We start from the raw sequence: 21,548 nt of genomic DNA, 5'->3' as shown, positions 1-21,548 counted from the left end.
CGACGCGCAACAAGCACAAAACCAAAGCACGACACGAAACCAAACACAAAAAGGCGAGACATCGCTGCGGGAGTGACTGCGATGGCATTTAGAACATATACCGTACTGACGCTGTTGGTGACGAGCACTGCCGCATTCGCGTGGCGCCCTGTCACCTATCCGATTCGAAGTCAGAGCCCTTACGAGCGCAGCATCGACAACGCCATGTGCTACGCCGAGGCGAACCGGGCGACCGGGGTCAACATGGCCCACGAGCCGCAGGTTCCGCCGCGTCAGCCGCCCGCGGCTAAGGGTGCGTCGACCGGCGTACCGTCGAGGCCGCCGCTTCCACCCAGTTCGTTCTCAGCCACGCCGCTGCCATGGAGCGCGAGCGCGCCCGAAGCCGCGAGCGCGCCGATGGCGGGCGCGCAAGCGCCTGCCGGCGCATCGTCGGTGAAAGCCGAGACCGAAGCCGCGGCCGGCGCCAGCGCGCCGGGCGCGCCGGCCACCGCGGCGGCGAATGCATCGGCGGCGGCAACCGGCACCAGCGCGAGCGCGGCGCCCGGCGCGTCGGATGGGGCGACCGCTTCGATGCAGGCCAACGCGGCATCGAACGTGAAGCTGCCGCCGCTGCCCGCACCCGAGCCGCCGATGACGCGTTATTGGGCCGCCTACGGCGCGTGCATGCAGGCTCGCGGTTACGTCGTCCAGTAGTCCGGCCGACGCCGCTTGCGAGCGTCGTTGCATTGATTCTCTTTGATGGCGCCGGCCTTCGGCGCCAGTGGAGCGATACGGCCATGCCGCGCGACACGACCTCCGATCAGCCATTCTTCCATCACTGCGCGTGCTGCGGCGTGCCGCTGTCGGACCGCTTTTCGCCGTGTCCCGCGTGCCACGGGCTGCCGATCGATTCGTTCGATACGGCCGACAAGCACGGCGAGCGCGGCGACCGCTCCGCACGCACCCGAGCGCTGAGCGCAGCGCGCACGCAGCTCGAACCGCTGCCAGCGGCCGCGAGTTTGTCCGTGCAGCGTTCGTCACGACACTCCGCGCAAACCAGGATGAGCCCCTACGATCTGATCGACGAAGCGACATTCGGGCCGCATGGCCGTCGACGGCGGCACCCGCTCGCGCTGGCCGCGGTCGCGCTCGCGACGCTCGGCGCGATGTATGTCGGCTTCGTTCTTTTGCACGACGACAATGCGAGCGTCGACACGCCGGTGACGGTCTTCGGCACCGTGCACTCCGAGCATCCGGCGCAAGTTCCCGCGCAGAATGTTGCGCAGAATGCGGCGCCGTCCGTTGCCGTGGCGCCGAAGCCTGCCGCGCCGAAGCCCGCGTCGATCGTCGCGCAACCGCCGCGTGCCGTTGTCGTCGCGCGGCAGCAAGCCGGGCCGGCGCACACCGCCCCGGTCGCGCCACCGGCACCACCCGTCGTTGCGACCGGGCCGACCCTAGCGCCGACGACGGCATCGAGCGCGGCCATCTCCGCGCCCAGACCGCGCGGCACGGCAGTCGCATCGATCAACGCGGGCACCCACACCAGCATCGACACGACGCCCGCCCCGCTCACGCAAGCCGACAAGCTCCGCGCCGACGCCGAGCGGAATCTGAGAGCCGCGCGCGGCTATCTGCAACGAGGCAATCTATCGGCGACCAAGGCGCGCCTCGCCGCCGCAATCACCGCACAGCCCGACAATCGCGACGCGCGCCGCATGCGCGCCCAGGTCGGCACGCTAGAGCAGCAACGAGACGCGTTGCTGAGTCTCGCGCGAGGCTGCAGCAACGTCGGACATTGGGAGTGCGCGTCGCACAACGCCAACGAAGCGTTGCGGATCGATTGGAGCAGCAAAGCCGCGCAGCGGCTCGTCGCGCTCGCGTCGCACGAGTCGGCTTGGCAAACCATGCAACCGTCGGCGCAGGAGTCGCGCGAACTGCGCGCTCTGCTGGGTCATCACTAAGCACTGAGGTTTCGCGGTATCTCGCGCGACGGCGGCGCGCGGGCAGCCGTGTCAGCCGGCGATGCTGTCGTAGCCGTAATAGCCGCCCTGGTACCCCGAGCCGAGGAACGCCGCTTCTTGCGGCACGTCGGTGAGCAGCACGCCGCGCAGGCCGACGCCGCCGTTACGCAGCCGTTTGGTGGTTTCGATGATCTCGTGCAGCGGCTGACGCCCATGCCGCACGACGAGCAGCGTCGTCGCCGCGTATCGGCCGATCAGCGTCGAGTCCGTCACGGCGAGCACCGGCGGCGTGTCGATGATCACGACGTCGTATTGCGGCTTCAGCACCTCCAGCATCGCTTCGAAGCGTCTGCTCATTAGCAGCTCGGCCGGGTGCGTGGGCAGCGTGCCTTTCGCGAGCACGTCGAGACCGGGCAGCACGTCGCGCTGGATCATCGCGTCCAGATCGCCGCCGCACAGCACGTCGGACAGTCCGGGCCGATGGCTGACGCCGAAATGAGAATGCACGTCGCCGCGCCGCATGTCGCCGTCGATGATCAGCACGCGCTTGTTCGCCGACGCGACCAGCGTCGCCAGATTCACCGACAGGAACGACTTGCCCGCATCGGGCCGCGAGCCGGTGATCATCACGACGTTGTTGGCCGCGTGATCGAGCGACAGTTGCAGCGAGGTGCGCAGGTTGCGCACGCCTTCCACCGCGATATCTTCGGGCGCCTGCTGCGCGAGCACATGCTGACCAAGCTGGCGCAGCGACACCTTTTCCTGCAGGCGCAATTGCGTCCGGCTGCGCGGCACCACCGCGAAAACCGGCACGCCGAGCATCCCCTCGAGTTCGTCCGGGCGCTCCACGCCGCCGCGCATCGCACGTCGCAGGAAGATCAGCAGCAAGCCGAGCGCGAGGCCGCCGCCAAGCGAGATCAAGATCACGAGCATGCGCCTGGGCCGCACCGGATCGTCGGGCGTTTCGGCGAAGTCCACCACTCGCACGCCGCCTACCTGTCCGGCTTGCGTCACCCGCAGTCGCTGCACGCTGTTGAGCAGGTTCGTGTACAGCTCGGTGTTCACGTGCACGTCGCGCTGCAGACGCAGCGCCGTCTGTTCGGTGTCGGGCATCGTCGAGACGCTGCGGTTCATCGTGCTCTGCGCGCCCTGTAACGCGGCGATCTGCGCATCGAGTGCGGCTACCATCGGATGGTTCGGCGTGAAATGCTGCAACATGTCCGCGCGCTGCTGCTGCAAACCCAGCAGCTTGGTCTTGTTGTCGACGATCTGTTGCAGCAGCAGTTTGCTTTCCTCGCCGAGATCGACGGCGCCATGCGTATTGCGGAACTTGCCGTAGCGCTCTTCCGCATCGTCGAGCGCCTTGCGCGCGTCGGGCAGTTGTTGCTCGAGAAACGCGAGCGTGTGGTCGGACTCGGTCGAGCGGCTCGCGAGGTCCTGCCGCACGAACTGGCGCGCGACGTTGTTGACGATCGCCGCGGTGAGCGCCGGGTCGGCGCCTTCGAGGCTCACGCGGATCACGCCGGAGTCCTGCGCCGTTTCCTGCACGACCATCGTGTTCGCCAAACGCTCCACCGTGCCGAGCGTCGACGCGCGCGTCAGCTCGAAACGCGAGCCGGGCGCGCCGACCAGTGTGTCGACGTGCAGCGTGATCGGGCCGACGGCGGTATCCGTGTGCACGGTCTCGCCGACGCGCCCCGACAGAATCGCGCTGCCGTGCGGATCGCGCAGCATGTAGGTGTTGCCGGCGCCCGCGACCAGCGTGAAGGTCTCGCCATACCAGTCCTTCGACGTGTCGAAGCGCGACACCGAAATGCTCTCGTTGCCCCACGCGAACCCGCGCAGGTTGACGAACGACGGCAGCCGGAACCACCAGTGCCCGTTCACGAGTCCCGCGATCCTGCTACCGATCACCGGCAGATAACGCGGTTTCGCCGTGATGTCGAGATGCAGCACGCGAACCGCTTCCTCGGTGGCGAGACGAGACTTCAGGAGCTCGATCTGCGCCGCGGTCGACGGCTTCGAATCGTATCTGCCGGGAAGCGGCGACGCCGCATCCCGGCCGTTCGCATTGACGTTCGCCGCGTTCGCCGTCCTGTCCTCGACGTGAAACAGCACGTCCGAGCGATAGACCGGCGGCGCGAGGAACGCGTACGCGCAACCGAGCGCGAGCGCGATCAGCGTCACCGTCAGGAGGGTGCGCCAACCGCGCACGATCGTGCGCACGTAGTCTGACAGATGCAACTGCCCCGGTTCGTACACGCCGGCGTAGCGGCTTTCATAGTTGATTGCCATGTTTTCACCCAACAAGGCCTGCCGGTTCAGATAGCGCCTCACGCGTGCATTACTTCGACACGACGACTCCCGTCACTGCCGCGTTGATCGCCGGCAACAGCAGGTTCAGCACACGGTTGAAGCGAACGAGACCGCCCTGGCCGACGTACACGATGTCCTTCGGCTGCAGCTCGAACTGGTTCGCGAGCAGCATCGCCACCGGCGAAGTCGCATCGAGGTGATAGATCTGCGGCGAGTCGCTGGTCGAATTGCGGATCACGAACAGCTGCTGCCCCGAGGCCGTATTCGAGTCGAAGCTGCCGCCGTCGGAGATCGCCTGCGACAGCGTCAGCGAGCCGTTGCGCAACGGCAGCACCGTGGCCGGCTTGTTGACTTCGCCCATCACGTAGACGCCGCTGTCTTCGCGCGCGTTCACGCGCACGGTATCGCCCGGCTGCAGATAGATATCCGACGGATTGCGGCCGCGCTTGACGAGGTCGTCGATGTTCAGCCTATAGGTCGTGCCGTCGCGGATCAGATCGACCCGGCTGCGATCCGCGGTCGTGGTGAAGCCGCCGCTCAGGCCGATCGCGTTCGTCAGCGACATCGGAATATCGTTGATCGATTGCGTGCCCGGTGTGCGCACTTCGCCGTCGATATACACCGTCGCGTTACGGAACGACGCGACGCGCACCGTCACCTCGGGCTTCTGATAGACCTTGCTCAGCCGCGAATGCAGCTCACGCTGGATCGTCGCGGCGTCCTTGCCGGCGACGTGCAGGTTGCCCGCGTACGGAAACTGGATGTCGCCGTTCTCGTCGATCAGGAAACCGGGAATTGCATCGGAAGGGCGCGAGGTCGTCGGCGGTTGTCCCAGCGCGGCCGCGAGTTCCGGGTGATCCCACACGACGATCTGCAGCACGTCTCCGGGGCCGACCCTGTAGACGGCCGGCTTGCCGAACAGACCCGACGTCGTCGGCGGCAACGCCGAGGCAGTCTGGTCGGCATTCATCTTCTTCAGCAGTTCCAGATTGATATCGGTGATCGGAATCTGCTTCTGCTGCGAGGCTTCGGTACTGAATTCGCCACCCGTGTCCTGAATCGCGGCCGGCGTGATCATCCGTTGCCCCGGTACGATCTGGCATCCGGAAAGCAATGCTGCGCACGCGAAAACCACAAGACTTCCTGTGCGAAAACCAAGTGAGCTCATGATCTTTACTCCTTCGCCCCGAGGCGTTGTTATCGACTTTCTAGTAAGCGTTTCGATGCACCAGTCCGGCGACAATCGTCGCGCCGATGATCCGCATGTCGAGTGCGAACGACCAGTGACCCAGGTAGTACAGGTCATGTTCGACGCGGCGCTCCATCTTCTCGATGCGGTCGGTTTCGCCACGGAAGCCGTTGATCTGCGCCCAGCCCGTGATTCCCGGTTTGATCCGGTAGCGATTGATATAGCCCGCGACCACCTTCTGATAGAGGTCGTCGTGCTCGAGCGCATGGGGACGCGGTCCTACGACCGACATGTCGCCACGCAACACGTTGAAAAATTGCGGCAGCTCGTCGAGGCTGGTGCGACGCAGGAATGCGCCCACCCTCGTCACGCGCTTGTCGTCGCGCGTCGCCTGGCTCAGGGTACCCTTCGCTTCGGTATGCACGCGCATCGAGCGGAACTTGTAGATCGTGAACACGCGGCCGTCCGCGCCCTTGCGCTTCTGTTTGAACAGCACCGGTCCGCGCGAGGACAGCTTGACCGCGATCGCGATGCCAAGCAGCAGCGGCGCGAGGGCAAGGAGCGCGGCGGCCGCGAACAGCCGGTCGAAAATGTCTTTCTTCAGCATCGCGTTGGCCGACAGCGGCGACGCGACCAGATTGATCGCCGGCATGCCGAGCAGATCGACCACGCCACTGCCTTCGAACAGCGCATGGCTGCGCACGTCCGGCATGAAGCGGATGTTCACGAGGTCGTCGCGGAACTCGTCGATCAGCGCGCAGATCAGCGGCTCTTCGGACAGCGACAGCATCAGCCATAGCTCGTGTACGTCGTTGGTGCGGATGTAGTCGGCCAGCAGATCGACGCGATCGAACACCGGCACGCGCGGATTCGTCACGCCGGTGTCGTCCGGGCGCGTGTTGTAGACGGCGGTCGCGCGAAAGCCCGCGCTCGGCGCCGACTCGATGCGGCGCAGTATCGCATCGCACTGCGCACCGCTGCCGACGATCGCGACCTGATGCAGGTTCATGCCCGCGCCGCGCGCCCGCGCGAGCACCGCGTGGGTGATCAGCCGGTTCGCGATCAGCAGACCGCCCGTCGTCGCGGTCCAGTACGAGAACCACAAGCGCGACACGATGTCGATGCGATGCAGCGAGTACATCAGCACGAGCGCGCAGGCCTGCACGATCAGCCACGCGAGCGACACCTGACCGGCGAGCCCGAGTTTCGAGCGGCCGCGCCACGAGTCATAGACGCCGAAAGCGGGGAAGATCGCGAGTGCGAACGCCGCCGAAAACATCACCAGCGCCCAGTAGAAGCCCGACTGGCCGAGATAGTCGAAGCGGATGCGCGACGCGACGGTCGCACCCGTCAATACCAAAGCGACATCGAAAATCCGCGCGAGCAGATCCTGAAACTTGCGCATTTTACTTACCTCGTTCTGCCGTTCCTGTTCGCAAATGGGGTGCATGGGTTGCCTAGGGGCAGCGGCCGTAGTTGTCGTTGAACCTGACGATGTCGTCTTCGCCGAGATAGGTGCCCGACTGGATTTCGATGATTTCGAGCGGCACTTTGCCGGGGTTTTCGAGCCGGTGACGCGTGCCGAGCGGAATGTAGGTCGATTCGTTTTCACTGAGCAGAAACTGCTCTTCGCCGCGCGTGACGAGCGCGGTGCCGCGCACCACGACCCAATGCTCGGCGCGGTGATGATGCAGTTGCAGGGACAGCTGTGCGCCAGGCGTCACGACGATGCGCTTGACCTGGAAGCGCTCGCCGCGGTCGATCGAGTCGTAGAAGCCCCACGGGCGCCGCACCTTGCGATGCGCGTCGGCCTCCGGCGCGTGCTGCGCCTTGATGCGTGACACGAGACCCTTGACGTCCTGCACATGCGAGCGATCCACCACGAGCACCGCGTCGGCGGTCTCGACCACGACGACGTTAGCGGTGCCGACGCACGCGACCAGCCGCCCCTCCGAATGCGCATAGCAGGACACCGCGCCTTCGAACGCCACGCGGCCGCGGCCGGCGTTGCCATTCGAGTCCTTGTCCATGGCGGCCCATACCGCGTCCCACGAGCCGAGGTCGGACCAGCCGGCTTCGAGTGACACCACGACACCGGGGGGCATGACCGCGGCCGGGCTTTGAGCTTGCGCATCGCTCGGTGCGGTGCCTGGCATGTCGACGTTGCTCGCGCTGTCGCCCCGGGGCGGTGGCTCCTCGCTTAGACGCTCCATCACCGCGTAATCGATCGAATCGGCGGGCACCTCGAGGAACGCGTCGTGCGACGGCCGGAACACGTCGCCGTCCTGGCGGCCCCCCGCGAACGCGCTAGCGCACGGCGCATGCATGTCGGGCCGCAGCGATGCGAGCGTGTCGAGCCACACGCGCGCGCGCACAATGAAGATGCCGCTATTCCACCAGTAGGTGCCCGCCGCAACGTACTGCGTCGCGATTTCCTCGGCGGGCTTCTCGACGAAACCGTCGATCGCGTGACCGCCGCCGGGCAAGGCGGCGCCGATGCGGATATAGCCAAAGCCGGTGTCGGCACGCGTCGGCGGCACGCCGAGCGTCGCGATCGCGCCCTCGCTCGCGTGGTGCGCCGCGCACGCGAGCGCCCGCTGCAGCGCCGGGACGTCGGCGATCGCGTGGTCGGCCGGCATCACGATCAGGATCGCGTCGTCGTCGCCGCCCGCGCACGCGAGCGATGCCGCGAGCGTCAGTGCCGGCGCCGTATCGCGGCGCGCGGGCTCGACGATCAGACGCGCGTCGACGCCGTTTTCGCGCAGTTGTTCGGCGATCACGAAACGATGCTCCTCGCCGCATACGACGATCGGCGATGCGTCGACGCTCCAGCCCGCAGGGAAGCCATCGAGCCGCCGCGCGGTCGCCTGCAGCAGCGAGTCGGAGCCGACCACATCGATCAGCTGCTTCGGAAAATTCTCCCGCGACACCGGCCAAAGCCGCGTGCCCGAGCCGCCCGCGAGTATGACCGGGACGATGTGCGCGAAGCGCGCGCCGGCAACCCCGGCGCTTGCGCCGTTCGGCTCGACGGATCGGGCGCTCACACCTGCCTGCGTCAACATATCGGGAATCCTCATCGTTCTGCAAGGTACGACCAACACCGGGCCCGGCCCCGCCTGTGTTGCGCGGCTAGCCGGATTGGCCCGTATGCGCTACTCGCCCGCCATGCGGCGGCTTTGAATCCTGAACTCGGTCGGCGAAATCCTCATCCGCTTGCGAAACACTTTCGCGAGACGGTCACCGTTGCCCATCCCGGTGCGGCGGGCGATCTTGTCGACCGGCAACTCCGATTCGGTCAACAGGCTGCAGGTCACCGCGAGGCGCTCGTGCAACAGAAAACTCGACGGCGTGATACCCATTTCCATCTTGAAGCGACGCAGAAAGTTGCGCTCGCTCATCGCCGCGACCTGCGCGGCATCCGCAATCGAAATCGCCTGCTGGCAGTTCTCCTGCAGCCAGCGCGCCGCCGCGCGAACCTTGTCGCCAGGACTCATGCCGCCGTCTTCGCCGAGCAACGGCGCGAGGTTCGTGCACGAGTCGGACAGCAGCCGTTCGGCAGCCGAGCGCGCGGTCGCGTTGCCCAGATCGCGCTTGATCATCGCGAGCGCGCTGCGGATCGATTCGAGCCGGTCGTTCACTTCGACGACGCCCTGCTCCGCCGCGCGCGTGCCGTTCGCGGCCGAGGCCGGTTGGCGCCTGGCACTGCCGTCCCTGTCCTCGGGCAGCGACGCCGACTCGAGCACCGCGCGCCCTTCGGCGATCGGCCGGATCATCGCGGTGTTGCGACGGACGCGCCGCAGCCATCCGAGGAGCCGCTCGTCGCGCGCTGCCGACGCCGCGCCTTTGCCGCCCGCCACATAGAGCGCGTCGAAGCCGCCGTAGTGCCGCGCATCGAGGCCGTCGGTCCATACGCGCAAACCCGACGATGAAGTCACCATGCCGCCGTCGGCCGACAGGAACGACACGTCGTACAGCCATGCGCCCGAACCCGAAGTGGCGAGGTCGTTGGCAGCACGGAACACCTCGGCGATAACCCCTGCCCCTTGCAGCGAACAGTCGTTGAACAGCAGAATCGCGACACGACGCACGCCCTTGTTCGGCGCATGCACCCAGCGCAACATGGCAGACTCGAGACTCGCGCAGGTCATAGTCATCCTCTCGGCGGAAAACGATCTACTGCAACTTTACGATCACGCACATTGCGAACTCCGCGCAGTGCATCATAGCGACGGCCTCCAGCACTCTGCCGCCGTGTCCGAAAGTGCAGACATATTGGCACTATGACTACATGATCGGCAGTGCAATTCGGCTCAATACCGAAACGATCGTTTTTTCAATGGATTAATCGTCTATCCGCATATCGTTGAATATGCACTCGCGAAGCTTAAGGCAATTCAGGAATTGAATGCGTACGCCACCGCACACTGCGGGGCTACTCGAAAAATGACCTGCTGCCGCCCTATTCGCGCGCCGGCGCGTATTTTGAAAGTAGATTTTTGCCAAACCTCGGCCATGATGAGTCGAAGTCACCCCGCCCTTCGGGCGGCCTCCGGCCCGCTCGAACACTTGCGCAGGCAATGCGTGCAGCGCGGTCCGACCTGACCGTTCCTCCGGCTTATCGGAGCCATCGATGCGCATGCAAAAGATTTATTTAATTAATTTTTATTGCTGACGGGAATATAAATGCGGCGATTGACGTTTCAAATCTGAAACATCGATATCGGCGATTTGGACGGGTTCGCAAGCGGCGGGCCAATGGCGGAATGCGCCAGGTCGACCGGTCCGTTTCCGCCAAGCTCTTTCGGAAATGCACCGTGAGCTTTCCGCCACGGTGATAGCGCGTAGCGAAGGAAGTTCGCCATTCCCTGAGACAACAATGGCGACAGCCGATGGAACGCGCCGCGCAATGGCACGATGCGACGATAGTTCGGCGTCGATTGACAGGCTTACGGCGGGCAAGCGCACAGAGAAGTGATCCCCGAAGGCGTTACGATGCCCCCGACAAACGCGCTGGAACCGCACAGATGAACGGCATTTCATGGACCCTGCTGATACTGGCCACGATGATCGGCGGGTTCCTGTTCGCAATGATCGGCGTGGTGCTGCTCGCGCTGCTGCTCGGCGACGTGTCGAACCGGTTGTCGAGCAACGACGAGACTCGCCGGGACTCCTAGCTACTTCGAAATATCTTCGAGCGCCACATCGCGCGTCTTCGGCCCCAGCGTACCGATCGCGACCATGACGATCGCCATCGCGCCGGAAATAAACATGAACACGCCGTTCACGCCGAAGCGACCGAGGCACGCGGCAATCAGGAACGCCGAGAACATCGCCGAAATCCGGCTCCACGAATAAACGAAGCCCACCGCACGCGCCCGGATGCCGGTCGGAAACAGTTCAGCCTGGTACGCGTGATAGCTATATGAAATGATGTTGCCCGCCAGCACGAGGCACACGCCGAGACTCACCAGCAGCACCGTCTCGCGCGCCTGGCTGAACGCAAGTCCGCACACGACGTTGAGCGCCGCCATGCAGACGATGACGGTCTTGCGCTCGAAGCGATCGGCGATCAGCAACCCGAGCAACGGCCCGAGCGGTGCCGCGATCGCGATGATGCTCGCGTACATCAGACTCGTCGTCACCGTGATGCCCTGCTTGATCAGCAGCGTCGGAATCCAGTTCGCGAAGCCGTAGTAGCCCATGGTCTGGAACACGTGAAAGATGATCAGCATCAGCGTGCGCTTGCGATACGGCGGCACCAGCAGATCGCGAAACGCCGCTCGCGCGCGCACCGGTTCGGGCGACGCGGGCTCGGGCAACGGCAGGCCGCGTTGGCGCCGATACTCGCGCGCGACGCGTGCTTCGAGACGCGTCATCACCGCGTCGGCTTCGTCGAGACGGCCTTTTTGCGCGAGCCAGCGCGGGCTCTCCGGCAAGCCACGGCGAATCCACCACACCACGATCGCGCCCAGCGCGCCGATCAGCACGACCACACGCCAGCCGTCGAGACCGAACACGTGCCGCGGCACCAGCAGATACGACAGGAACGCGACGATAGGGACCGCGCAGAAGCCGACCGCCTGCGAGCACGCCGAAGCGCGGCCGCGAATGTGCTTCGGCACGAGTTCGGAAATATACGTGCCGATGGTGACGATCTCGACGCCGATGCCGATTCCCGCGATAAAGCGCCAGCAGTTCAATCCGAGCGCCGTGTGCTGGAACGCCATCACGACGTTGGCCGCCGTGTACCACAGCAGCGACCACGTGAATATCGCACGCCGGCCGAAGCGGTCGGCGAGAAAGCCGCAGGCCGCCGTGCCGATGAAAAGGCCCGCGAACAGCGCGGCGATGAAACTTGCGACGCCGCTCGTGCCGAACAGGCCGCGCGTCGTGGCTGTCAGCAGCCCGCTGTGCACGAGTCCCGGCGCGATATAGCCGGAGTACATCAGGTCGTAGAGCTCGAAGAACATGCCGAAGCTCAGCAGCATCACGAGCTGCCAGATCGTGCGAGTCGCGGGTAGCCGGTCGAGCCGCGCGGAAATGCGCGCGCCGTCGAGTGCGATCGCGCCGGCGCGGCCCGAGCCTGCCGCATCGGCGCCAGCGTCCGTGCGTGAGTCACCCAGCGCGCCCGCATCGCCGAGCGCCGTTGCGTACACCGCCTGATGCGACGATTTCATCGTCTGTCTCCAGTATTTTTTGGTCTAGTGCCGGTTGAAACGGGTGACGCGCGGCACGACGTTCATGCGGCCGCGCGCGGCGCCCGCGCTTGCAGGTCGCCGCCCAGCTCGGCGATCCGCGCATCGTCGTATCCGAGCTCGCGCAGCACGTCGACGGTGTGCTCGCCGATGTTCGGGATCGGCCGACGCGGCCCGAGACGCGCACCGTCGATCGAAATCGGCAGCAACGGCATCGCGGTTTCGCTGCCGTCCTCGAGCGTCAGCGGCACGAGGCCGCCGCTCGCGTTCAGGTGCGGATCGTCGAACAGTTCTTCGGGCTTCGTGATCGACGCAAATGGAATGTGATGTCGCTCGAACAGCGGCGCGAGCGTCGCGCCGTCGAGGCGGCTCAGGCTTTCGCCGAGCGTCTGCAACAGCCAGCCGCGCGCGAGCACGCGGTCGTTGTTGGTCGCGAGGCGGGCATCGGCGAGCAGATCGTCGCGTTCGAGAATCGCGCACAGCGCGCGCCACTGCGTGTCTCCCGTCGCGGCGACGAACATCTGCTCGCCGCGCGCGAGCGTGAACACGTCGTAGACGGCCCATGCGCTGATGCGCTCGGGCATCGGCGCGGCAGCCACGCCGGTCGCCGCGAACTGCTGCATGTGCTGCGCGCTCAGCAGCACGCAGTTCTCGAACAGCGCGCTTTGCACCTCCTTGCCGCGGCCGCTCGCATGCCGCTCGTGCAGCGCGGCCAGCACGCCGATCGCGCCGAACATGCCGCCCATGATGTCGTTGACAGAGCTGCCCGCGCGCAGCGGACGGCCCACCGGCCCGGTCATATACGCGAGCCCCGCCATCATCTGCACGACCTCGTCGAGCGCGAGACGATGTTCGTAGGGACCGTTGAGAAATCCCTTGTGCGATACGTAGATCAGCTTCGGATTGCGCTCGCGCAGCGTCGCGCAATCGAGGCCGAGACTCGCCATGCGGCCGGGCTTGAAGTTTTCGACGAATACGTCGGCGGTATCGACGAGTTGCTTCAGCGCGGCGAGACCGGCTGCGCTGTCGAGATCGAGCGCGACGCTCTTCTTGTTGCGATTGAAGGTGCGGAAAAAGCCCGCTCCGGTGCCCAGAAGCCGGCGTGTGCTGTCGCCGCGCGGCGGCTCGACCTTGATCACTTCGGCGCCGAGGTCGCCCAGAATCATGCCGCAGGTCGGGCCCATCACCATATGCGACAACTCGATCACGCGAATGCCCGCGAGCGGCAGCGTGCCCGGCTGCTGCGGCGACGTTGACGGCGAAGACGACACGGAGCTAGCAGAGGAAAGCGGAGTCATTGCGGCACCTGCGGAATGGAAGAACGGGAACAACGCAAAGATCCGGCGCGCTCGGCGGCTTCACGCGCGCCTTGTTGCGCGTGCGCGAACTGCTTCGGCAATCCCGCTCGCGCGAGATAGCCGTACAGCGGCTCGCCCGGCAGCGCTTGCGCCAGCACCGCGCGCGATGCGAGCAGCCGCGCGATGTCGATACCGGTGTCGTAGCCCATGCTCTCGAGCATGAACACGAGGTCTTCGGTATTGACGTTGCCGGTCGCGCCTGGTGCATGCGGACAGCCGCCGAGGCCGGCCAGCGACGCATCGAACTCGCGGACGCCGTAGCGCAGCGCGACCAGCGTGTTGGCCAGAGCGAGGCCGCGCGTGTCGTGAAAATGCAGCGAGCGCAGCTTCGCGCCCGCGACGTCGCGCACCAGCTCGATCACCTCGCCGACCTGGCGCGGCGTCGCTTCGCCGGTGGTGTCGCCGAGCGCGATCACGTCGGCGCCGGCCTGCACCGCGGCGCGCGCGATCGCGGTGATGTCCGCGTAGGGCACCGCGCCCTGAAGCGTGCAGCCGAACACCGTCGACAAACCGGCGATCAACTCGACGCGGCGGCCCGTTGCTGACGACGCGCCGTCGATCAGCTCGCGCATTGCGGCAAACGCGTCGATCATCTCTGCGGGTGTCTTGCGCACGTTCGCGGCGCTATGCGCGGCGCTCACCGAGATCGGCGCGACGATGCGCTGCGCGCCGGCCTCGAGCGCGTGCTGCGCGCCCTTCAGGTTCGGCGCGAGCGCGGTCACGCTCAGATCGGCGTAGCGACGCGCGTGAGCGACTACGTCGGCGGCATCGGCCATCTGCGGCAGCAGCTTCGCCGGCACGAACGACGCGACTTCCATGTGGCGCACGCCGGCCGCGTAGGCGGCGTCGATCCAGCGCCGTTTGTCGTCGGTGGACATGATGCCGGCAATGCTTTGCAGACCGTCGCGCAGACCGACTTCGGTCACGACGACGCGCTCGCGGGTGTCATTCATCGATTTGAATCCTGATCGTGGACGCGGGCCAGGGCGGCCCGTTGGATAGAAGCGATGCGCTAACTGGATGACAGCGTGCCCGCGTGCTCGCGCGCGGCAAAGTCGCCTTTGACGACGCCCACCATCGCCGCTCGCGATGGCCGCTCAGGCCGATGGGGCGGGCTTTGACGCTCGCCTGGGTGAAATGCTTAGGGGTTTGTCTGGGCAGGCAGCGACGGCGCGGGTGGCGCGGCTCGTCGCCCGTGTTACACGGCGCCCAGCAGATGTTCGAGCAAACGCGCGGCCGCCAGCGTCAACGCCGCGCGATCGCGCATGCAGATCACGAAACGCCGCTCGGCCCACGGCTCGCGCAACGGCACCGCGACGATCCCGTACGCGTCGGCGGCATGGCGCGGCAGCGCCTCGCGCGGCAGGATCGCGACCGCCAGACCCGCCTGGATGAAACGATATGCGGCGTCGAACGTCGACACATAGGTGCGGTAATTCAACTCGCGGCCCTTCTCCAGTGCAATGCGCTGCATCAGCGCATTGACCGACGCATTCGATGCGAGGCCCAGATGATCGAACGAGAGCGTCTGCTCAAAGCCGATCTGCGCCTCGCCCGCTAGCGGATGGGCGCGCGGCACGATCAGCGCGAGATGGTCGGCGCGATACGGCAAGGTGTGAAGACTGCCAAGCGGCACCGTATCACGGCAGATGCCCAGATCGGCGACGCCCTCTTCGAGCCCACGCACGATGTCCGCGCTAACGCGCTCTTCGACGTCGACCCGGATCGCCGGATTCGCCCGCAAAAACGCCGACAACGCCTCGGGCAAAAACTCCACCATCGACGATACGTTGGCGAGCACGCGCACATGCCCACGCGCGCCGGCAGCGTACTCGCTGAGCTCGGCCTGCAGGCGTTCGTGGTCGCGCATGATGAGCCGCGCGTGGCGCAACAGCGCTTCGCCGGCGGCGGTCGCGCGCACGCCGCGCTGGCTGCGCGACAGCAACGCGACATCGACGAGCGCTTCGAGATCGGCGAGTCGCTTGCTGACCGCCGATGGCGCGATGAACTCGCGTTCGGCCGCGCGCGCGATCGTCCCTTCCTCGCATACGGCGATGAACAAGCGCAGCGTCACCTGATCGATTTGCCACATCGGCGTGGGGGGTTGTGAGTTGGCAGTGGGGGAATTATGGTTGATCGTTGAAAACCGTGGAGGGTTTGTGTCGCTTGGGTACGCCCAGTCGTGGTGATGCCGCTCGCCTGCATGACTCGGGGCGCGATGTGTGATTGTGTCTTACGCAGGAGTGCAAAAGCTCCGCCGAAGCGGGGCATGTCTTTGCGACTCTTTGGCAGCCATCGCGACCAGGAAGATTAGTGTCGCGGAATTGCGACCGACGCTCGTTTCACCGCCCCTGAATCGTCTCGATACCAAACATCGAGACGATCACGTTCCCAACGAAGTCTTTCAACGTCCGGTTGAGTGTACGAAGTCGCAAGGTGCAGTGTTGCCACAGGTGCCTTGCCCGCAAAAAGTCTAAAAACCTCGAGCGGGTTAGACGCCACACTAACAACCAGACGGCGCTTGATGTCAATCGCGTCTTGCGCGACTAACTCGTGCCCGTCAACCTTGTCCGGCGGACTGAAAAACATATCGTTGCGGCAGCCAGTACCACAAGGGAACCGCATCATTGCAATGTCCCCGTACCATTGAATTCCCGGTCGGACTGATGTCTTGATAATTGTCCGAGTTGTTCTTCCATTTTTTAACACAGAGACAACACAGTCATCGGGCGCTCCGTTGTGCTTGCATTTCACGGATATCGCCCATCCACCGGGACCTCGATGCAGATCATTGACAGGCTTATCCGGACCATATGCCGCCAAGGGGAGAGCGTAGCTGACTGTAGCCAAACACGAGAGAATTATGCTAGCGCACGTTCTTGTAAAACTTGAGGTCATGTTCGGAAACCCCCGAAGGATTTGGGACCTGTATAGCATCCGGTGTAAGAAAGCGGGGCACCGCTGGATACATCTTCGGATCTTCGATGGCTCGACTTCGACTATTTGATTGCTTTGCTTGTCGGCGTCACGCGCGGATCGTCGCACAGTCGCTGACAGCCACCCTTGCATAACGGCATGAGACCAACGCTAAGCTGTAGATATCCACTGCGGCCAGTGCTATCTTTTGAATAAGGCAACCTCTCCAGATGAGTGTCGACATATATATGCTGCGGCTTTATACCAAGCTCAATCAAATAGTCTTTTAGCTGCCTACCCCGCGACTCTGCCAGTTCTTTAGCATTGGCTTCCCCAACGTAGGCGTTTGCGACGATTTGCGCTTGAATCTCAACGTTGGGCCATTGCCGGGCATTCAATACCATGCTCGCCATTTTTAGACGGTAGGCATTTGGAATTCCTTGGTAGTTCAATGGAACGCTTTCAGTCAAATCTTCTGATATGGTACAAGCCGTCGCTTGCTGCGACACAGCAAAAGAGAATATAAAAAGAACGGATAAAATACGTTTTTTCATCAGATTAAAAAATCCTCTTTTCGACAAATTCACTGACGGCATCAAAATGGGCAATATAACACGCGAAATTGTCTGCATTCCTGCATGCCCCGTCTGGATCGGTTTGTGCCCAATAACCAATACCAGATCCAAAACCATAAATCACATCGTCTGAATCGAACGTATCGATATAGTGCGTACATTCGTGAATCAAGACCTTCAACTTGCAATTTGTCGAAACATCAGCATCAGGAAGAGTACAAAAATGCGGATAGATTGCAATTATTCTACGCGCCGAATCCGGCTTGCATACTGCCGCATCGTTGACGCCTCTATCGGGAGTTATTGCACACGAAATCTGCATCCCCTTCTGTTCGTCCCACCGAATGATCTTCTCCGGTTGTAGCTGCTGCATCGCAGTTGCCAGCCTCGGCAGACCGAAGCTCAATCGATTGTGGACAAACTGATCGCTCCGGCCGAACCAGCGTTTCACCCGATCTTGCGCTGATTTATCCCACCGCGCAACGTCCGCAATACGCTCATTTATGAGAGTCAACGCTGCGTCTCGCAAACGCATTATTAGCCTTCTAAACTCGGCGTTGCTCATATTTTCACATATTGGCAACGTATTGATTGTGACATGAACCAATGACCCCGGAGTTGTATTGGTAACGGCACCTGTGTGTACCAAGATCCACTCTTCATCCTCGTCCGATTTGAAGCTGTGCTCATTTCGTCGGTCAGAATCATTCATCCCTGTTTGCTCCTATTGATGTAAAACCTCAAATTCGATGCGAAAATAGTCTCGATACGTTCGGTTTTCCCTTGTGCATCCGTCGTCCCCGTTTTCACCCGCTCACTGTCAAGAACGACCCGGTAACGCACATTGGCAAGCGGTTTGTTGTCGCGATCCTTGAGCGTGTATTGCTCGTCGTGAGTGTGACGTTTCGACGTCAGTTCTGACGCTGCCTTGCGTCCGCGACAATCGCACGCCCATGCGTAACCCAGGGCTTCGGCCATGTCATAACCGTTGGAATACGACTTCAATCTATCGAACGGAAACCATTCGCCGGTTTCGGCGTTCAACGCCATTGCGGATGGCATTGGTGGGAAGTTTGAGGATATTGAATAGGTGATACGGCAAAGCTCGCACTCTTCCTTGCGCACGGTACCATTTTGTTTCTGTCGTCCCATTTGATCTTTTTTGATTTTTCCAGAGAATACCTGGCAAATTAACCATGTAAACGAGGTCGCGGTCAACGACTTTAATTTGGGATATACATTTTTGACAGATATTAACAATTGCTCTGGCTATCTCACTTTTAGGCGGATTTTTCCGATATAACGGTCAATAGAAAAGTCGATATTGAGCCGTCATGCCGTCGTCTCGCCCATCCCCGCCCTTGCTCGCGGTTTTCGGTCTGGCTATGCTGGCGGATGCGCCGGCTGCCCGCAGGCCATCACCCCAACCAGAACAACCGCTCGAGAACCAGCTCATGTCCACCACCAGTCTGTTTTTCACCGCCGCCGGCGTCGGCCTCGCGATCGCCGCACCGGTGGGGCCGATGGGCATGCTGTGCATCCGCCGCACGCTGACTGGCGGCCCGCGAGCGGGACTCGCGATCGGCTTCGGCATCGCGAGCGGCGACGCGGCCTACGGGCTGATCGCGGCGCTCGGCCTCGTCGGCATTTCTCAGTTCATGCTCGCGTACGACCGCCCGCTGCATCTGCTCGCGGGCCTGTTCCTGCTGTATCTCGGCGTGCGCGCACTGCTGCAGAAGCCGCCCGCCGAAACCGTCGACAGCAACGGCAATGGCAACGGCGAGCTCGCGCAGATCGGCCGCGCCGGCGCGCTGCGCGCGTACGCCAGCGCGCTGCTGCTGACGCTGACCAATCCGCAGACCGTCATCATGTTCGCGGCGCTGTTCACGACGCTCGCACCGCGCGGCGCGTTCTCGCCAGCCATCGCGCTGACGACGGTCGGCGGCGTGTTCGCCGGCTCGATCGCGTGGTGGTGTTCTCTGGTGAGCGCGGTGTCGCTCGCGCGTCATGCGATCGGCGGCAGGCTGCGTCTCGCGATCGATCGCGTGGTCGGACTCACGCTCGCGGCGTTCGGCCTCATCGAAATCCGCCGCGCGCTCTGAACGGCACCACGCACGCCACGCGACACACCCGCGCCGTGCATGCCGAACGCAGCCCGACGCCAGCCGCGGCGCGCTCGCCTTAAACAAGTGCGCACGCAGGCGCGGCAGTTTTGCGACAATAGCGCCTTTCGTCGCACCGGCGACGGCCGAGCGACCGCGCAGCGCACCGCACGCCGCCGCACCAGCCCTCCCCGGCGCGTACGCCGGGCTTGCCGCCCAACCCTTCACGCGCGCTGCGTCAGCTGTCCGTTCAATGGCTCTACCCCACATCGATCTGCTGTACTCCGTCTCCGGCCTGTTCGTCGGATTTCTGGTCGGCCTGACGGGCGTCGGCGGCGGCTCGCTGATGACGCCGATCCTCGTCCTGCTGTTCAAGGTGCACCCGGCCACCGCGGTCGGCACCGACCTGCTGTACGCGGCCGCCACCAAGGCGACCGGCACGCTGGTGCACGGCCTGAAGGGCTCGGTCGACTGGCAGATCACGCTGCGCCTCGCGGCCGGTAGCGTGCCCGCGGCCACCATCACGCTGATCCTGCTGCATCGCTACGGGATGGACACGCCGGGCGCGAGCCGGCTGATCCAGGTCGTGCTCGGCGCGGCGCTGCTGATTACCGCGATCGCGCTGGTGTTTCGTCCGCAGCTCGCGGCGCTCGGCGCGCGCAAGCAACGCGCGCCGAGTCAGGCACGCACGCTCGGGCTGACCATGCTGACCGGCGCAACCCTCGGCGTGCTGGTGTCGTTGACGTCGGTGGGCGCGGGCGCGATCGGCGTGACGGTGTTGTTGCTGCTGTATCCGATGCTGCCGACGACGCGCATCGTCGGCTCCGACATCGCGCACGCGGTGCCGCTGACATTGCTGGCGGGCGCCGGACATTGGCTGCTCGGCTCGGTCGACTGGTCGATGCTGGTGTCGCTGCTAGTGGGGTCGCTGCCTGGCATCGCGATCGGCAGCTATCTGGCGTCGCGCGCGCCCGACGCGCTGCTGCGCAATCTGCTCGCGGCGACGCTGACGCTGGTCGGCGTGCGGCTCGTGTTGTCGTGATGCGCTGAGGACACGCGAACCCCGTGCCGCGCCCGTGCGCCGCGTCTCTCTATTTGAAAAACCGGCAAGTCAGATCCGCCTCGAACTGCCTGACCCACTGACCGTCGCGGTCGCGATACGACTGTGACCAGCCGCCGCGCCGCACCGTGACAACGCGCTCGTGCGCCGGCTCACCCGGTGCCGCGCTCGCGCTGATGTCGAAATGCGCGGGCGCGAAACCGCGTCGCGCGCACACCAGTTCGAACGCCGCGCGATCCCCGATCGGCAGATCGATATAGCGAAACAGCGTGGTTTCCATGACCTTGGCTCCTGTTCCTCCTCGTCACAGTACGCCTCGCGCTGCGTCGGCAATGTGTCGCAGCGCACGAATCCGCAGCGGCCGCGCCCCGATCAGGGCCGGTGAGCGCGGCAAGCCGCATTGCTGCGGCCCCGCAAAGCTCACGAAATACCACGTTCCACAACCAGCGGCGAAAAAAAAGCTCCGGCAATCATGCCGGAGCTTCGGAGCGGATAGATAGATCGCGCGACGCGGCCTTGCGGCGCCGCGCGCACCCGCGCATCGCTTACTGTTGCATCACGGTCAGCTTGTTCGACACGGACGTCACGCCCGCGACGCCCTTGGCAGCTTCGCCGGCCGAGTCGATCTCGCCCTGGCTCGGCACCGTGCCGGTCAGCGTCACCGCGCCCCCGCGCGCGCGCACGGCGATGTTCGACACGTTGAGACCCTGGGTCTTGCTCAGCGCGGCGCGCACCTTGCGGCCGAGGGCGTGATTCGCGCGCTTGCCGGCCTTGACGGAGGCTGCCGCCGACGCCGTATCGGTTGCCGGAGCGTTCGTCTGCGCATAGACGTTGCACGCCACCACCATCGCCACAACCGGACCCAGCGTTTTCAGAAAACCGATCGTCTTCATAGCTCTCTTCTCCTTGGTTTCACCTTGGACCGCATCAATAAGCGGCTTCGTTACGACAACGGGCGGCCATCATCACGCGAACGCGCGTGAGCGACGGCCGACAACGGCTGCGACACGATGTGCAAGAGGCGAGAGCGACTGATTACCGGGCAACCGGCAACCGGCTAACGCGAAGTCCGCCGACGCTCCCGGTTCTTGTCAGCCTCGCCAGGATCGCGCCGCAAACGTTGGATCGCGGTAGCGATGCACAATTTAATCTAGCCGGGACAGAAGCGCAAAGGGTTTACCACGCGGTGTGCGCCCCGACAGCAGGCGTTCGTTTGCGACATTCACCGCAACGTTCACCGTGACGTTCACCATTTGTTACGCGTTTGTCGGCGTGACGGCGGCCGCGCGTTTCGCGGCCGCGCCAATCTCAGGTACCATCGGCGCGACGCGTGCGGGGCGCCGCCGAGCCGCCTTCGCACATTCGAGCCCTATCGACCGTCGCTTTCAGCTGATCCG

At 64.3% G+C, this 21,548-nt stretch carries 19 protein-coding genes; 5 read left to right on the top strand and 14 right to left on the bottom strand.

All coding sequences use genetic code 11. The features are described 5' to 3' along the window. The first annotated feature begins 81 nt into the window (after positions 1-81). Both BJG93_RS02765 and BJG93_RS02760 read left to right on the top strand, forming a co-directional pair. Complete coding sequence (locus BJG93_RS02765; RefSeq protein ID WP_071336561.1) at positions 82-693, top strand: hypothetical protein; 612 nt, start codon at positions 82-84, stop codon at positions 691-693. An 83-nt stretch (positions 694-776) separates the two neighbouring features. After that, positions 777-1,940: a hypothetical protein gene (locus BJG93_RS02760; RefSeq protein ID WP_027196840.1), complete on the top strand. Its 1,164-nt coding sequence runs from the start codon at positions 777-779 to the stop codon at positions 1,938-1,940. Between the two features lie 51 nt (positions 1,941-1,991). On the opposite strand, the gene BJG93_RS02755 is transcribed toward BJG93_RS02760, so the two are convergent. From BJG93_RS02755 to BJG93_RS02735, 5 genes are all read right to left on the bottom strand, one after another. Next, complete coding sequence (locus BJG93_RS02755; RefSeq protein WP_027196839.1) at positions 1,992-4,235, bottom strand: polysaccharide biosynthesis tyrosine autokinase; 2,244 nt, start codon at positions 4,233-4,235, stop codon at positions 1,992-1,994. Positions 4,236-4,284: 49 nt separating this feature from the next. Beyond that, entirely contained in the window at positions 4,285-5,424 is a 1,140-nt protein-coding gene (locus BJG93_RS02750; RefSeq protein WP_027196838.1) for a polysaccharide biosynthesis/export family protein, read from the bottom strand. Positions 5,425-5,464: 40 nt separating this feature from the next. Next, positions 5,465-6,850 carry an undecaprenyl-phosphate glucose phosphotransferase gene (locus BJG93_RS02745; RefSeq protein ID WP_027196837.1) on the bottom strand — a complete coding sequence of 462 codons (1,386 nt, stop codon included), beginning with the start codon at positions 6,848-6,850 and terminating at the stop codon, positions 5,465-5,467. Positions 6,851-6,902: 52 nt separating this feature from the next. Next, positions 6,903-8,507: a sugar phosphate nucleotidyltransferase gene (locus BJG93_RS02740; RefSeq protein WP_027196836.1), complete on the bottom strand. Its 1,605-nt coding sequence runs from the start codon at positions 8,505-8,507 to the stop codon at positions 6,903-6,905. A gap of 90 nt (positions 8,508-8,597) precedes the next feature. Further along, complete coding sequence (locus tag BJG93_RS02735) at positions 8,598-9,593, bottom strand: GlxA family transcriptional regulator (protein ID WP_027196835.1); 996 nt, start codon at positions 9,591-9,593, stop codon at positions 8,598-8,600. An 876-nt stretch (positions 9,594-10,469) separates the two neighbouring features. On the opposite strand from BJG93_RS02735, the gene BJG93_RS02730 reads away from it, so the two are divergent. Then, positions 10,470-10,619 carry a hypothetical protein gene (locus BJG93_RS02730; protein ID WP_167544147.1) on the top strand — a complete coding sequence of 50 codons (150 nt, stop codon included), beginning with the start codon at positions 10,470-10,472 and terminating at the stop codon, positions 10,617-10,619. Here BJG93_RS02730 and BJG93_RS02725 read toward each other — a convergent pair whose 3' ends face one another. From BJG93_RS02725 to BJG93_RS02695, 7 genes are all read right to left on the bottom strand, one after another. Further along, positions 10,620-12,122, bottom strand: coding sequence for an MFS transporter (locus BJG93_RS02725; RefSeq protein ID WP_027196834.1), 1,503 nt, complete (start codon positions 12,120-12,122; stop codon positions 10,620-10,622). Between the two features lie 62 nt (positions 12,123-12,184). After that, complete coding sequence (locus tag BJG93_RS02720) at positions 12,185-13,438, bottom strand: CaiB/BaiF CoA transferase family protein (protein WP_027196833.1); 1,254 nt, start codon at positions 13,436-13,438, stop codon at positions 12,185-12,187. Then, positions 13,435-14,451 (bottom strand): hydroxymethylglutaryl-CoA lyase, encoded by a 1,017-nt coding sequence (locus BJG93_RS02715; RefSeq protein ID WP_027196832.1) that lies wholly within the window; start codon positions 14,449-14,451, stop codon positions 13,435-13,437. The genes BJG93_RS02720 and BJG93_RS02715 overlap by 4 nt, the downstream gene beginning before the upstream one ends. Positions 14,452-14,696: 245 nt before the next feature. Continuing rightward, complete coding sequence (locus tag BJG93_RS02710; RefSeq protein ID WP_027196831.1) at positions 14,697-15,590, bottom strand: LysR family transcriptional regulator; 894 nt, start codon at positions 15,588-15,590, stop codon at positions 14,697-14,699. Between the two features lie 907 nt (positions 15,591-16,497). Continuing rightward, complete coding sequence (locus BJG93_RS02705; RefSeq protein ID WP_154671801.1) at positions 16,498-16,968, bottom strand: hypothetical protein; 471 nt, start codon at positions 16,966-16,968, stop codon at positions 16,498-16,500. A gap of 4 nt (positions 16,969-16,972) precedes the next feature. After that, complete coding sequence (locus BJG93_RS02700; RefSeq protein ID WP_027196830.1) at positions 16,973-17,701, bottom strand: M35 family metallo-endopeptidase; 729 nt, start codon at positions 17,699-17,701, stop codon at positions 16,973-16,975. Further along, positions 17,698-18,141 carry a hypothetical protein gene (locus BJG93_RS02695; protein WP_027196829.1) on the bottom strand — a complete coding sequence of 148 codons (444 nt, stop codon included), beginning with the start codon at positions 18,139-18,141 and terminating at the stop codon, positions 17,698-17,700. Before BJG93_RS02695 ends, BJG93_RS02700 begins: the two co-directional genes overlap by 4 nt. Before the next feature lie 302 nt (positions 18,142-18,443). Here BJG93_RS02695 and BJG93_RS02690 point away from each other — a divergent pair, with 302 nt between their 5' ends. Together BJG93_RS02690 and BJG93_RS02685 are read left to right on the top strand one after the other, a co-directional pair. After that, positions 18,444-19,091 carry a LysE family translocator gene (locus tag BJG93_RS02690; protein WP_027196828.1) on the top strand — a complete coding sequence of 216 codons (648 nt, stop codon included), beginning with the start codon at positions 18,444-18,446 and terminating at the stop codon, positions 19,089-19,091. Positions 19,092-19,344: 253 nt separating this feature from the next. Further along, positions 19,345-20,133: a sulfite exporter TauE/SafE family protein gene (locus tag BJG93_RS02685; protein WP_027196827.1), complete on the top strand. Its 789-nt coding sequence runs from the start codon at positions 19,345-19,347 to the stop codon at positions 20,131-20,133. Between the two features lie 49 nt (positions 20,134-20,182). Here BJG93_RS02685 and BJG93_RS02680 read toward each other — a convergent pair whose 3' ends face one another. Both BJG93_RS02680 and BJG93_RS02675 read right to left on the bottom strand, forming a co-directional pair. Continuing rightward, a complete protein-coding gene (locus tag BJG93_RS02680) occupies positions 20,183-20,431 on the bottom strand; it encodes a hypothetical protein (RefSeq protein WP_027196826.1) in 249 nt (82 codons plus the stop codon). Positions 20,432-20,696: 265 nt separating this feature from the next. Next, positions 20,697-21,044: a BON domain-containing protein gene (locus tag BJG93_RS02675; RefSeq protein WP_027196825.1), complete on the bottom strand. Its 348-nt coding sequence runs from the start codon at positions 21,042-21,044 to the stop codon at positions 20,697-20,699. Positions 21,045-21,548 lie beyond the last annotated feature (504 nt).

It is taken from the genome of Paraburkholderia sprentiae WSM5005 (assembly GCF_001865575.2).
GTDB classification, from domain to species: Bacteria; Pseudomonadota; Gammaproteobacteria; order Burkholderiales; family Burkholderiaceae; genus Paraburkholderia; species Paraburkholderia sprentiae.
Note: the sequence above shows the minus strand (reverse complement) of the source record. Positions and strands in the feature narration are given on the sequence as shown.